This is a genomic window from Propioniciclava flava (assembly GCF_004126535.1).
Taxonomy (GTDB): domain Bacteria; phylum Actinomycetota; class Actinomycetes; order Propionibacteriales; family Propionibacteriaceae; genus Propioniciclava; species Propioniciclava flava.
This window is the reverse complement of sequence record NZ_PPCV01000008.1, coordinates 1-11692: the sequence shown is the minus strand read 5'-3', so window position 1 is coordinate 11692 and position 11692 is coordinate 1. Positions and strand designations below refer to the sequence as shown.

Below are 11692 nucleotides of genomic sequence, written 5' to 3'. Positions count from 1 at the left end.
CTGACAAGGGTGGGACGGCCTGCGCCTCCCGCAGCCCGTCGGCCAGGAGTAAGGAACCGTCCCATGTTGCGAGTGCGCGCCGCCCGAGTGTTCACCGGAACCCAGATGCTCACCCCGGGCGAGCTTGTGGTGGAGGGCGAGGCGGTCGTCGCGGTCGGCGCCCCCGAGGAGAGCCCCGGCGAGGTCATCGAGTTGGGTGACGTGACGCTGGCGCCCGGCTACGTCGACGTCCACAACCACGGTGGGGGAGGCGCCGCGTTCGCACAGGACCCGGCGACAGCGGCGGCCTTGCATCGCTCGCATGGGACGACGTCCGTCGTGGCCTCTTTGGTGACCCAATCGCTGGACGAACTCGACGGGCAGATCCGCCGCCTGGCCCCCCTCGTGGAGGCGGGTGACCTGGCGGGCATCCACCTGGAAGGGCCGTGGCTGAGCCCCGACTACAAGGGGGCTCACCCGGTCGACAAGCTGCGCGATCCGCTCAAAGCCGACGTCGAGCGTCTGCTGGATGCGGGCCGGGGGACGGTCCGCATGGTCACGATCGCTCCCGAGCGCGAGGGTGCCCTGGCGGCAATCGCCGCGATCGTTCAGCGGGGGGCGGTCGCTGCCATCGGGCACACGGCGGCCACCTATGAGCAAACACTCGCCGCCATCGACGCCGGAGCGACCGGCGCCACGCACCTCTTCAATGCGATGCCGGGGCTCAAACATCGCGCGCCCGGGCCCGTCTTGGCGCTGCTGGAGGACGCGCGGGTGTGGCCAGAACTCATCGCGGACGGCGTCCATGTGCGCCCCGAACTGGTCGCCTGGGTCATGCACATCAACGACCGGGTCGTGCTGATCACCGACGCGATGGCGGCCACCGGCTGCGCCGACGGCGCCTACGTGCTGGGTGACCTGCCGGTGGATGTCAGCGGCGGCGTCGCCCACATCGCCGGAACCGACACCATCGCCGGTTCGACGCTCACGCTGGATCGTGCGGTGGCCAACGTCATCGCCGCGGGAGTGGCCCCCGAGGTCGCCCTGAGCGCGGCGACCAGTCGCCCGGCCCAGTATGTGGGCTTGTCGTCGGTGGGGAGCTTCGCGCCCGGCAGCCGCGCGGACGCGGTCGTGCTGGACGCGTCCTGGTCGGTGCAGCGCGTCTTGTGGCGGGGCGCCTGGTTGGACGCCTGAGGCGCCCGTCGCTCACCTGGGTCGCAGTGAGGCGAGCGTTGTCGGCACCGTAGGGTGACGCGCCGGGGTCGGCTCACATGGTCGAATGAACCATGCACGTTCTCACCCGGATCACGGTGGCGACTGCGACGCTCGTGGCTGCCGCGGGCGCGGTCTTTATCCTGGGGCCCCATCCTGAATCGCCACCGCCCCCACCGGAGCCGCACGCGTACGTGCCGCCCGCGGAGAACGGGCCTCCCGTCCTGACCCAACGTAAGGGTGAGTGGTCGCCTACCTGCCAGCAATCGGGGCAACCCCTGATCGACTTCTCGCCGATCGACCGTGGCTCGAACAACACTCGCGTGCTGCTCACGGTCTTCAACTGCTCGGATTCCCCCGTGGAGGTGGGCGAGCCGACGCTGTGGCTCGGTGGCCGCAAAGGCATGACGGACTTCCTGAGTCTGGACCCCGCCGACACGCACCTCACCCCGTTGCTTCTGCCGGGGCGATCCTCCGCCCAGGCGGTCTTGTCGTGGCAGGGTGGTGGGCAGGGTGACACGTTGAGCGTCGCTATCCCCGGCATCGGCGAGGGCGAGCTACGCGACAACCTCGGGCTGGACCACTCCTCGCGGGTGTGGCTGTCGGGGTGGAACCGCTGAACCTGGTGCCTTAGGCGTCGGCTGCCGGTGTCAGGCCCGAGACCAGGGCCGGCAGCACCTCTTCCAGCGGATCGCGCACGATCGCGGTGGCGAGGTGGTCGTAGGGCGTCTCTTCGGCGTTCACGATGATGAGGGGTGCGCCGTGACCCACGGCGTACGGGACGAGCCCGGCGACGGGGTGGACCGTGAGTGATGTCCCCAGGGCAAGGACGAGGTCGCACCGTTCGGCGAGGTCGATGGCGGCGTCCAGCACATCGCCGGGGAGTTGCTCCTCGAACAAGATGACGGTGGCGCGCGTGATGCCGCCGCACGCGGGGCATCGCGGATCGGGATCGCCTGCCTCGACGCGCGCCAGCATCTCGTCCATCGGCCCTCCGGCGCCGCATTCCTCACAGCGCCAGCGACGAGCGTTTCCGTGCACCTCGAACACGAGCGAGGGATCCGACCCGGCGGCCAGGTGGAGGCCGTCGGTGTTCTGGGTCACGATGCCCGCCAAGCGTCCGGAGCGTTCCAGGTCCACGAGCGCCCGATGGCCGGGATTGGGCTGTGCCGTGCGCGCGGGGGAGGTCAGCCGGGTTTGCCATGCTGCGCGCCGCACAGTGTCGTCGTGAAGGTAGTACGAGAGTGTGGAAATCTTCTCGGCCTCAGGGTCGTGGGTCCAGCGTCCCTGTGGCCCTCGGAAGTCGGGGATGCCGGAGGCGGTCGACAGCCCGGCGCCTGTCAGTGCCAGGATGCGGGAGGAATCGGCCACCAGGGTGCGAGCAAGGTCCAGGGAATCAGCCATGGCTCCATCCTGCCTCGCGAGGGGCGGGTATTTCGCCCTTGAGCCGCCCCAGGCGTGCGCCGACCGCGACACGGCGTGGCCGAAAAGCGGGATCCGAGGCCCTCTCTCATGGTCGAAAGTCGCTTAAGGGGTGCACGGACTTGGGTTCTGCTGCCAGGCGGGCGAAGATGGAAGGGCTGAGTCGATCCGAGGATATTTCATGCTTCTTCCCCAGGCCACGTCCCGCGCGACCGCCCTTGTTGCCTCGTTGCTGCTCGCGCTGACCGCGTGCGCGCAGGTGCAGCCGTCGAGTCCGACTGCTCCTCTCACCTCCCCATCAGCGACCGAGCCGGAGCCCTCGGCCTCACCGGACCAGTCGCCTTCCCCTGAGCCGGTCCCAACGCCATCGTCGGTACCGCTGGTCACGGGGTTGCCGACACCATGGCCGTCGGACTACGTCACCGGAAAGCCGATCGAGCAACGCCTCCCCGGCCCCGAGGAGGGGCGTACGCACAGCCCGAACACGACCGACCGCATCGTTTTGACCTTCGATGACTGCCCTCGCTCGTTGGATGAGTTCAAGGAGACGGTGACCGGGGTTGAGGCGCTCGGGGTCAGGGTTGTTCTCTTTGCGCTGGGTAACTGCGTGCAGCAGGGAAAGATCAATGTCGATTTCGCCCGCCAACACGGCATGTTCGTCTATTCGCACAGCGTCAATCACCCGCAGTTCACGAAGATCTCGGACGCCGCGATCCGCAAGCAGTTGAGCCCGCCGTCGGTGCAGGGTGCGTGGGTGCGGCCGCCGTATGGCGCGACCAACAAGCACGTCCAGCAGGTCATCGAGTTGATGGGGATGCAGATCTGGCTGTGGGATTTCGACACGGAGGATTGGCGCGGTAAGCCGCAGGATCAGGTCGTGCAGGAGGTCGTCCAGTACGCGCAGGCGGGGGAGACCGTCTTGATGCACATGCAGTGGCACGCGTTCAACGTTCAGGCGATCGCCGAGATGAAGAAGGGTCTGGAGGCGCGCGGCCTGGAGTTGTGCCGGATCGATGGTCCGGCCACGGCCGACGGTCCGTTTACCTGTTGAGGTGATGTGTCGGGCTCGCTGCGTGCGGGCCCGGCGGGAATGGATCCGGGCAACGCGTCGTAGGGTAGTTGAGCTTTCAACTACAGGAGTGGGTTATGCAGATCGGCATCTTCTCGGTCAGTGACGTCACGACCGACCCGACCACGGGGCGGACCCCGTCGGAGCATGAGCGGATCAAGGCCGCCGTCGCGATCGCCAAGAAGGCCGAGGATGTCGGCCTGGACGTCTACGCCCTCGGCGAGCACCACAACGAGCCCTTCTTCTCGTCCTCCCCGACGACAACCCTGGGCTACATCGCCGCCCAGACCAGCCGTTTGCTGCTGTCGACGGCCACCACGCTGATCACGACCAACGACCCGGTCAAGATCGCCGAGGACTACGCGATGCTGCAGCATCTCTCCGACGGACGCGTCGACCTGATGATGGGACGCGGGAACACCGGCCCCGTGTACCCCTGGTTCGGCAAGGACATCCGCCAGGGCGTCGCGCTGGCCGTGGAGAACTACGCGCTGCTGCGCCGCCTGTGGACCGAGGACGTCGTCGACTGGCAGGGCAAGTTCCGCACGCCCTTGCAGGGGTTCACTTCCACGCCGCGCCCCCTCGATGCGATCCCGCCGTTCGTGTGGCACGGCTCGATTCGCACCCCCGAGATCGCCGAACAGGCCGCCTACTACGGGGATGGTTTCTTCCACAACAACATCTTCTGGACGATGGATCACACCAAGCGGATGGTCGAGTTGTACCGCCGCCGCTACGAGCACTACGGGCACGGCGCCGCCGATACTGCGATCGTCGGGCTGGGCGGCCAGTTCTTCATGCGTCGCAACAGCCAAGACGCTGTCAACGAGTTCCGGCCCTACTTCGATGTCGCTCCGGTCTACGGCTACGGCCCATCCCTGGAAGACTTCACGGCCCAAACACCGCTGACCGTCGGCTCCCCGCAGCAGGTTCTGGAGCGGACGCTGTCCTTCCGGGATGCGGTCGGCCATTACCAGCGTCAGTTGTTCCTCATCGACCATGCCGGGCTTCCGCTGAAGACCGTCTTGGAGCAACTCGACCTGCTCGGCGAGATCCTGCCCGACCTGCGCAAGGGCTTCGACGAGGGCCGTCCGGCGCACATTCCCGAGGCGCCCACCCACGCGTCGAGGGTGGCGGCGGCCCGCGCGGCCGGGACGCTGGCTGAGGCCCATGTGCCGGTCGGCGCCGACGACGTGACCGGGCAATCGCCCTACGAGCAAGCCGAGGCGTCGAGCCTGGTGCAGGAGGCGTGATGAGTTACCTGCTGGTGATCAGCGCAGGCATGGGGACGCCGTCCTCCTCGCGGATGCTGGGCGATCGGCTCGCCGCAGCGACGGTCGAGGCGCAAAGCGTCCGTAGCGAGATCAAGGTCCTCGAGTTGCGGGACGTGGCGGTGGATTTGGCGCACTTCTACACCTCGCATGTGCCCAGCCGGGCGTTGCAGGACGCGTTCGATCTGGTCGGGAAGGCGTCCGGCGTCATTGCGGTGTCGCCGGTGCTCAATGCGGGCGTCAACGGGCTGTTCAAGCTGTTCTTCGACCTGCTGGATGAGGGCGTGATGGCCGGGCGTCCGGTGCTGCTGGCTGCGACGGGGGGCTCGGCGCGGCACAGCCTGGCGATCGACAACGCGATGCTGCCGCTGTTCTTCTACCTGAAGGCGACGGTGGCGCCGCTTCCCGTCTTCGCCGCGACCGACGACTGGGGTTCGGGCGAATCGGGCCTGGCCCGACGGATCGCCGCCGCGGGGCGCGCGTTCGCGGAGTTGGTGCAGGCGCGTCCGGCCACGGACTACGCCGACGAGTTCGCCGACGTGCCCGATTTCGCGTCCTTGCTGGATCCGGGGTCCTTGTAAGCCCAGGTCGCGTCGTGAGCTCGCGTAGGCTGCGCCTGTGACCTCATCGACACCCGAGCAGCGCCGTGCGGACGCCTTGCGCATGGCCGCCATGGCCGAGGCGGGCAAGCGCGGCGAGGCGCAGGCGGCCCAGGTGCTGATCGACGGGTTCGTCGCGTCCGCGCGGGAGCGCGGGCTCGCGCCGGAGCCGCTGATGGCGACCCAACTCGATGGGCGCCGCGTCCGCACCGACAAGGTGGGCTGGTACGTGAACGCCAAGAAGTCGGTGGCGATCGGGGAGGCGGGCCAGTGGTACGTCCTCACGGTGCCGTCCTCCACGTGGGGGTGGTTGCGTGGGGTCAAGCTGCAGCCGTCGCTGCCTGAGCTCGTGGTGGGGCGTGGTGGTCGCGATGGCGAATCGGGCGATCTCACCGATTTCCTGCAACGGATGCTGGAGCGCGGCGCGGGCACCTAGTCGGCGTCATTCAGGGCGCCTCGCCGGTGGTGTTGGTGGGGACGCGGTGGGCTCTCAGCGATGTGGCCCGAACAGTACGGCGCCGAGGGACTGCGGCACCCCAACCAGCAGCCCCCCGGGCTAGAAGCGAGATTATGTCAGCGTCTCGTTAGCTGCAATCATGTGGGGTTGGTCGTGTTCATTTCGCAACCTTGGTCGGTGTCCTGCGCCCCCCACGTGGTGAATTTCCAGGCCCAGGACAGCAGCGGACAACACCGCAGCGTGGGCGGTCAACACGTCGGACAACACCTCGTTGACAGGGTCGGGTCATGACCCGTCACCATCTCACCCCCACCCTCACCGCACTGAACCGCGAGTGGGTCGCTCTGTGCGCTGAGCACTCCGCCCTCCCCGCACGCTGGCGCCTCGCGTGCGGCCGGCACGCCGTCACGGACGGCCTTGCAGGCGTCCTCGATGCGATCACCGCCGATCCCGACGCCGTGCTGGTCGGCCTCCTGAGCTTGCAGCGCGCGGGTGAGTCCCTGGCTGGCCGGGTGGTGATCCAGGCGTTCCTGGGGAAACTGGTCCGCATGGCTGCGGCCGATTCTGTCGCCTCGCTGCCGGACTACCTCGGGGCGATGTGGGAACGTGTGGTTTCCTACCCCGTGGCGCGCAGGCGTCAACGGGTGGCCGCCAACCTCGTTCTCGACACTCTCAAAACGGTGAAATCCCTGGGGCGGCAACAGGGCGCAGAGTTGCCCGGGTGGGAGGCTGACTTCACCCCGTGGCGTCAGGGGCAGGTCGAACCGTGGGGTGACGCGGAGCGCGTGCTGAGTGTCGGCGTCGCCCTGGGGGCAATCACCCCGCGCACCCGGGCAGCCCTGCACAGCGTGTACGTGGAAGGTCGCAGCAGCACGGCTGCCGGGGTGCACTTGGGGGCATCCGCCGCAGCGGTACGGCAGCGCTGCTCCCAGGGGGTGCGGGCGTTGCGCGCGATCGCCCCCGAACTGCTCGACGAACTGGCGGGGTGAGGGCCGTGTCGGGTGTCCCGCGACAGCCTCGCCGATGCGTTAGCGCCCCGCCAGGCCGTTCTCGTAGGCGAAGAGGACCAGGCCGACCCGGTCGCGGGCCTGCAGCTTGGTGAGCAGGCGCCCGATATGGGTCTTGACGGTTCCTTCGGCCATGTACAGCGTCTTGGCGATCTCAGCGTTCGTTGACCCGCCCGCTACCTCCAGCAACACTTCACGCTCGCGTTCGGTGAGGAGCGCGAGGCGCGGATCATGCTCACCTGGCGTAGGCGTCAGCGTCGGGACGACGTGATCCAGCAGCCGCCGGGTCGTGGAGGGCGCGACGACGGCGTCCCCGGCGGCCACATTGCGAATGGCGTTGAGCAGGTCGGCAGGGCGGGCGTCCTTGAGCATGAAGCCGGACGCCCCCGCTTTGAGCGCGGCGAAGGCGTACTCGTCCAGGTCGAAGGTGGTCAGCACCAGCACTCGGGTTTCGATCCCGGCCTCGACGATGCGGCGGGTCGCTTCGACGCCGTCCATGACGGGCATCCGGATGTCCATGAGGACGACGTCGGCGGGGGAGGCGAGGAGGGCCGTGACGGCGTCGGCGCCGTTCTGCGCTTCGCCAGTGACGGCAAGGTCATCCTCGGAGTCGATCAGCATGCGAAAGCCGCTGCGCACGAGCGCCTGATCGTCGGCCAGGAACACCCGGATTGTGTCGGAGCTCATCGTTGCATTCCCTCTCTGGCGGCAGTGCGGGCGGCGTCCCCAATGGGGATCACCGCATGGACGCGGAAGCCCGGCCCGTCGTCGCGCGGCCCGGCGGACAGCGAACCGCCCATGGAGGAGACGCGTTCGTACATGCCGCGCAGGCCGTTCCCGCCGCCGTCGGTGGGGTCGTCCACGCCGTCCCCATTGTCCACCACGTCGACGGTGATGGAGCGCGCCGAGTAGGTGAGGGTCGCGACGGCGGTCGCTTCGGACCCGGCGTGCTTAAGGAAGTTGGTGAGGGCCTCTTGCGTGACCCGGTAGGCGGTGAGCGCGAGGGCTTGGGAGACGGGTTGGGGGTTGCCGTCGACGACGAGGGTGATCCGGTCGCTGGTGCGGGCCACCATGTCGGGGATCTCTTCCAGGGTCGGGGCGGGCGCGTAGGAGGGTGGTTCGTCGGTGGGGCCGGCGCGCAGGACGCCGACGATGCGCCGCATCTCGTGGAGGGCTTCGCGTCCGGTTTCGGCGATAGTGTCGAGGGCTTCGACGGCGACGTCGGGCTTGCGGGTGGCGACGGCGCGTCCCCCTTCGGCTTGGACGATCATCACCGACAGCGAGTGGGCGACGATGTCATGCAACTCGCGCGCGATCATGGCGCGGGTGGACGCCTCGGCCAGGCGGGTTTGCTGTTCTCGTTCGGCCAGCAGCAGCCGGTAGCGCTCTTCGGCGGCGTGCACCTGACGCGTCCGGGATTCTGCGACTTCGCGGGAGCGGCGCCCGATCGCGTACGGGGTCAGGACGGCGCCCAGGCAGGCGCCCCAAAACAGGATGTCGGCGTTCGGGTTGCTCGCATACGCGCCAAACCAAGCCAGGGGGCCCAGTACGGACGCGATCGCGCCGACGACAATGACCGAGCGCGACATGCGTCCGGGGATCCAGCGGGCGACGCTGTAGGACACGATCGGGATCGAGACCAGCGAAATGGTGGGGATCGGCAAGAAGAACAACTGCATCGTCCCGCCCAGGGACACCAAGGCGAGCGTCAGCAGGGGGGAGTGGCGGCGCAACACCAGCGGTAGCGTGATCGCCGCCGAGAACATGGTGAGCGGCGAGAACAGTTCCACATAGCCGACCTGCACGTAGTACGGGACGATGCTGAGCAGGGTGACCGTCACGGCGAGGATCCCGTCGGCCACCCAGTCGCGCTGGGTCGCTCCCGGGGGAAACAAAACCTCGTTCGTGCTCATCGCTCCCAGCCTAGAAGCTCGTAGCCCCCTCACACCCCTTCCCGGGCGCCGCGAAGACGAGAGTCGTAGCGGAACACCCCCACGAGCGACCCCAGTCCTGACCGCGGGGTCGCCTAAACTCGCGGCATGCGCATCGTGCGATGGATCGGCGTCCTGACCCTGGCTGGCCTCGCAGTCGCGTGGCGCGTTCACCGGACCCGCCGCGCCTCAGAGGCGGCAGCCTGGTCCGCCGCCACCGATCGCCTGTAGTCGTCCGCTGAGCATAGGCGCCGCCCGTGTGGCCCGGGCCCGGCACAATCGCGTATAGTCGTCCCTCGCCGGGGCCCATGGCGCAATTGGTAGCGCACCTGCTTTGCAAGCAGGGGGTTAGGGGTTCGAGTCCCCTTGGGTCCACAGTTTCAGACATACTCAAACACCTGACATGGGTGCTTTCGCCTGTTGTGACGGCGAACGGCTCCACGAGGCGGATCGTTGCCTCCTCGTCTTCGTTGATGTCGATGCTGGTGGTGAAGGTCTGGTTCGCGAGGCGTTTCCCGTGGGCGTCGGCGCTCTTGTAGAGGCGTTGGCAGTCGATCAAGAGCCGCAGTGCCTTCGCGATCTGGCGGCGGGGGCCTTGATCTTGGTCGTGTTCATTCTCGATGCGGCGGTCGATATCGGCCAGGCCTGCGCGGATGCGGTCCTGGTGACGTTTCAGGGTGGTGAGGTCGATGGCGTCAGCGAAGTGTGTGGCGAGGAGCTTGTCGGACTCATCTTCGAGCCGCCGGCGGTTGGCAGCGAGTTCTGCCAGTTCGTCGGAGCGAGCCGCGAAGCGCTCGTCGAATGCTTGCTCGACTTTCTTGGCGAGGCCGACGTACTGGGCTTCGTGCAGCGGCCGGCGCACCCGCATGACCAAGTGCACGCGCCGCGCAATCCCGGTTGCGGTCGTCGAACAACTCGTCGTCGACTGCCACGCGAGGATCTCGATCAACGCTGACGAGGCGAAGACCACAGCCACGACGGGCTTCCGCTCCTACTACGATCAAACGCTTTTGAGCTGCCACGCGTCTTGCAATGGAGGATTCCGCGCGTGCTGAGATAATCGAACCATGGCCTCCCCGCAGACACTCGACGACGCCAATCGGCGACTCGTCGCGTTGTGGGCAGCGGACTGCGCGGAGCGCGTTCTGCCGTTGTTCGAGGCCGAGGCTCCAGAAGATGATCGCGCGAGGGGTGGGATCGAACGTACCCGTGCTTACGGTCACGGTGAGCTTGATGCCGCCGGCGAGATCAAACGGCGATTCGACGCTGGTCGTGCTGCTCAATCGGCGAAATCACCCGTATCGGTAGCCGCCGCTCGAGCTGCCGGACAGGCTTCGGGCGTGGCCCATATGGGAGCTCATGCTCTCGGTGCTGCTGCGTACGCAGCGAAGGCCGCCTCGCTTGCGGCGGACGACCAGGAGGCCGCGCGTCGTGAGGAGGTTCGTTGGCAGATCGACCACATGATGCCCGACGTTCGTGCGGCACTGTCGAGCCTGCCCCTGCTTGGGGAGAACTCATCCGGGCCGCTGGGGACCGGTCTTTTGGCTTCGGGAGTACTGGCGGTGACGATCCGCGAGATTCAGTCAGCGTTGGCGGACGCTCCCACGTTTGCTAGGCACCCGCAGGGCGTAACTGAAGGCTGAACAGGGGGCTCTTATGCGGTGGGCGAAGCTTGACGGTGTGGCAGATATTGATGCTTGGGTGATTCGGGAGCCTGACCGGCAGACCTATCGCGGGCGCGTCTCGTGTCCTGATCCCGCTTGCGGTGTGGGGTTGAATTGGCGGAAGCGTTCCAAGGACGGTAAGGCCCCGACCTTCTATGGCAATCATCTCGACGGCTGCAAGTTCAAGACCGAGTCTGAAGAACAAGTCGCTGAACGGGAGTTGGAGGAAGTCGATGCGGTCATCAACACCTGCGAGGAGATGAAGATCCGCCTCGACACGCCCAGCAGGCAACGGCCGAAGACGAAAGATGAACCGGGATCAGGAGGCAGCCCAGGAAGGACACATCAGCACAACGGAAATGACCGCTCGACACGGGCGGGATCGACCGGGCTACGTCCGCTCTTACGGAAGCTCATCAACTCGCCAACGTTTCGAGAGGATCGCATGCCGTTAGTGCTCAGCGACGGTACTCGTACGACCGTCGCTGACGGTTGTCATCATGTAAATGACTTTGAGTTATCTGGAGAAACCTGCATCGTGTGGGGCAAGATCAAGACCACGAAGGCGGACTGGATCAACGCGGGCTTCCGACACGAAAAGCTGCCGTCAGTGCGTGTGTGGAAGGACGCGGCGCCAGATGCACTTGAGTCTGCGGGCGTCCAGGACATTGACGATCTCATTGGCTGGTACTTTCTCGTCGAAGGTAAGTTCGGGGAAACCTCTGCGGGCAGCCCCTACGTCAGCTTGCAAGACGCTAAACGGATTGTCTTCCTGTCAGACCCGGCGGAGGCGGAGGCGGAGTCGAGGAGCGCTCGCTGAGTAGCTGACTCTTCGTCAACTCCTTCACGCGAGTTGGTGACAGAGCCAAAGTCCGATGACCCGAGCGGTTTCCTCCCCGGCATCACCCCTTCAGGAGTCGGCTCGACGGACCGCCGGTCCCTCCTGAGTAAAGGGGCTCTTCATACCTGCGGTGGGGGCACGGTGAGTCCGCCGCCGATGAGGAGCATGCGTAGCCGGTAGTTCTCTCGGTTCCGGAAGCCGCGGGCGATGCGGCGGTGGAGCTCGATAAGCCCGTTGATG

General features: G+C 67.1%; 14 protein-coding genes and 1 tRNA gene. 12 read left to right on the top strand and 3 right to left on the bottom strand.

From position 1 onward, the window contains the following. Window positions 1–63 precede the first annotated feature (63 nt). The gene (locus C1706_RS11310) at window positions 64–1173 is read left to right on the top strand and encodes an N-acetylglucosamine-6-phosphate deacetylase (protein ID WP_129459356.1); all 1110 of its coding nucleotides are present in this window, start codon (window positions 64–66) and stop codon (window positions 1171–1173) included. A 92-nt stretch (window positions 1174–1265) separates the two neighbouring features. Next, window positions 1266–1811: a hypothetical protein gene (locus C1706_RS11305; protein WP_129459355.1), complete on the top strand. Its 546-nt coding sequence runs from the start codon at window positions 1266–1268 to the stop codon at window positions 1809–1811. 10 nt (window positions 1812–1821) lie between these two features. Here the strand turns inward: C1706_RS11305 and C1706_RS11300 are convergent, their stop codons facing one another. Continuing rightward, a complete protein-coding gene (locus C1706_RS11300) occupies window positions 1822–2595 on the bottom strand; it encodes an SIR2 family NAD-dependent protein deacylase (protein WP_129459354.1) in 774 nt (257 codons plus the stop codon). 199 nt (window positions 2596–2794) lie between these two features. On the opposite strand from C1706_RS11300, the gene C1706_RS11295 reads away from it, so the two are divergent. The 5 genes from C1706_RS11295 to C1706_RS11275 all read left to right on the top strand — a co-directional run bounded on the left by C1706_RS11295 (window position 2795) and on the right by C1706_RS11275 (window position 6998). Next, the gene (locus C1706_RS11295; protein ID WP_129459353.1) at window positions 2795–3664 is read left to right on the top strand and encodes a polysaccharide deacetylase family protein; all 870 of its coding nucleotides are present in this window, start codon (window positions 2795–2797) and stop codon (window positions 3662–3664) included. Window positions 3665–3759: 95 nt separating this feature from the next. Beyond that, window positions 3760–4935: an LLM class flavin-dependent oxidoreductase gene (locus tag C1706_RS11290; RefSeq protein ID WP_129459352.1), complete on the top strand. Its 1176-nt coding sequence runs from the start codon at window positions 3760–3762 to the stop codon at window positions 4933–4935. Beyond that, on the top strand, window positions 4935–5534 hold the full coding sequence (locus C1706_RS11285; protein ID WP_129459351.1) for a CE1759 family FMN reductase: 600 nt from the start codon (window positions 4935–4937) through the stop codon (window positions 5532–5534). Before C1706_RS11290 ends, C1706_RS11285 begins: the two co-directional genes overlap by 1 nt. Window positions 5535–5571: 37 nt before the next feature. Beyond that, on the top strand, window positions 5572–5988 hold the full coding sequence (locus C1706_RS11280; protein WP_241653550.1) for a hypothetical protein: 417 nt from the start codon (window positions 5572–5574) through the stop codon (window positions 5986–5988). Window positions 5989–6296: 308 nt separating this feature from the next. Continuing rightward, entirely contained in the window at window positions 6297–6998 is a 702-nt protein-coding gene (locus C1706_RS11275) for an RNA polymerase sigma factor (RefSeq protein ID WP_129459350.1), read from the top strand. Window positions 6999–7037: 39 nt separating this feature from the next. Here the strand turns inward: C1706_RS11275 and C1706_RS11270 are convergent, their stop codons facing one another. Beyond that, entirely contained in the window at window positions 7038–7703 is a 666-nt protein-coding gene (locus C1706_RS11270; protein ID WP_129459349.1) for a response regulator, read from the bottom strand. Beyond that, the gene (locus C1706_RS11265; RefSeq protein ID WP_129459348.1) at window positions 7700–8929 is read right to left on the bottom strand and encodes a sensor histidine kinase; all 1230 of its coding nucleotides are present in this window, start codon (window positions 8927–8929) and stop codon (window positions 7700–7702) included. The genes C1706_RS11270 and C1706_RS11265 overlap by 4 nt, the downstream gene beginning before the upstream one ends. A 126-nt stretch (window positions 8930–9055) precedes the next feature. On the opposite strand from C1706_RS11265, the gene C1706_RS14800 reads away from it, so the two are divergent. From C1706_RS14800 to C1706_RS11245, 5 genes are all read left to right on the top strand, one after another. Continuing rightward, a complete protein-coding gene (locus tag C1706_RS14800; protein ID WP_284690567.1) occupies window positions 9056–9178 on the top strand; it encodes a hypothetical protein in 123 nt (40 codons plus the stop codon). Window positions 9179–9249: 71 nt separating this feature from the next. Continuing rightward, window positions 9250–9322, top strand: a tRNA-Ala gene (locus C1706_RS11260). Window positions 9323–9350: 28 nt separating this feature from the next. Next, complete coding sequence (locus C1706_RS11255) at window positions 9351–9902, top strand: hypothetical protein (protein WP_129459347.1); 552 nt, start codon at window positions 9351–9353, stop codon at window positions 9900–9902. A 112-nt stretch (window positions 9903–10014) separates the two neighbouring features. Beyond that, on the top strand, window positions 10015–10590 hold the full coding sequence (locus C1706_RS11250) for a putative immunity protein (RefSeq protein ID WP_129459346.1): 576 nt from the start codon (window positions 10015–10017) through the stop codon (window positions 10588–10590). A 37-nt stretch (window positions 10591–10627) separates the two neighbouring features. Continuing rightward, window positions 10628–11431 (top strand): hypothetical protein, encoded by an 804-nt coding sequence (locus C1706_RS11245; protein ID WP_129459345.1) that lies wholly within the window; start codon window positions 10628–10630, stop codon window positions 11429–11431. The last annotated feature ends 261 nt before the right edge of the window (window positions 11432–11692 follow it).

Bases quoted from the DNA above. Each gene is read 5' to 3' on its own strand.
- C1706_RS11265 (WP_129459348.1), bottom strand. From the start codon at position 8,929: ATGAGCACGAACGAGGTTTTGTTTCCCCCGGGAGCGACCCAGCGCGAC.
- C1706_RS11295 (WP_129459353.1), top strand. From the start codon at position 2,795: ATGCTTCTTCCCCAGGCCACGTCCCGCGCGACCGCCCTTGTTGCCTCG.
- C1706_RS11290 (WP_129459352.1), top strand. From the start codon at position 3,760: ATGCAGATCGGCATCTTCTCGGTCAGTGACGTCACGACCGACCCGACC.
- C1706_RS11250 (WP_129459346.1), top strand. From the start codon at position 10,015: ATGGCCTCCCCGCAGACACTCGACGACGCCAATCGGCGACTCGTCGCG.
- C1706_RS11300 (WP_129459354.1), bottom strand. From the start codon at position 2,595: ATGGCTGATTCCCTGGACCTTGCTCGCACCCTGGTGGCCGATTCCTCC.
- C1706_RS11255 (WP_129459347.1), top strand. From the start codon at position 9,351: ATGGGTGCTTTCGCCTGTTGTGACGGCGAACGGCTCCACGAGGCGGAT.
- C1706_RS11305 (WP_129459355.1), top strand. From the start codon at position 1,266: ATGCACGTTCTCACCCGGATCACGGTGGCGACTGCGACGCTCGTGGCT.
- C1706_RS11285 (WP_129459351.1), top strand. From the start codon at position 4,935: ATGAGTTACCTGCTGGTGATCAGCGCAGGCATGGGGACGCCGTCCTCC.
- C1706_RS14800 (WP_284690567.1), top strand. From the start codon at position 9,056: ATGCGCATCGTGCGATGGATCGGCGTCCTGACCCTGGCTGGCCTCGCA.
- C1706_RS11275 (WP_129459350.1), top strand. From the start codon at position 6,297: ATGACCCGTCACCATCTCACCCCCACCCTCACCGCACTGAACCGCGAG.
- C1706_RS11310 (WP_129459356.1), top strand. From the start codon at position 64: ATGTTGCGAGTGCGCGCCGCCCGAGTGTTCACCGGAACCCAGATGCTC.
- C1706_RS11270 (WP_129459349.1), bottom strand. From the start codon at position 7,703: ATGAGCTCCGACACAATCCGGGTGTTCCTGGCCGACGATCAGGCGCTC.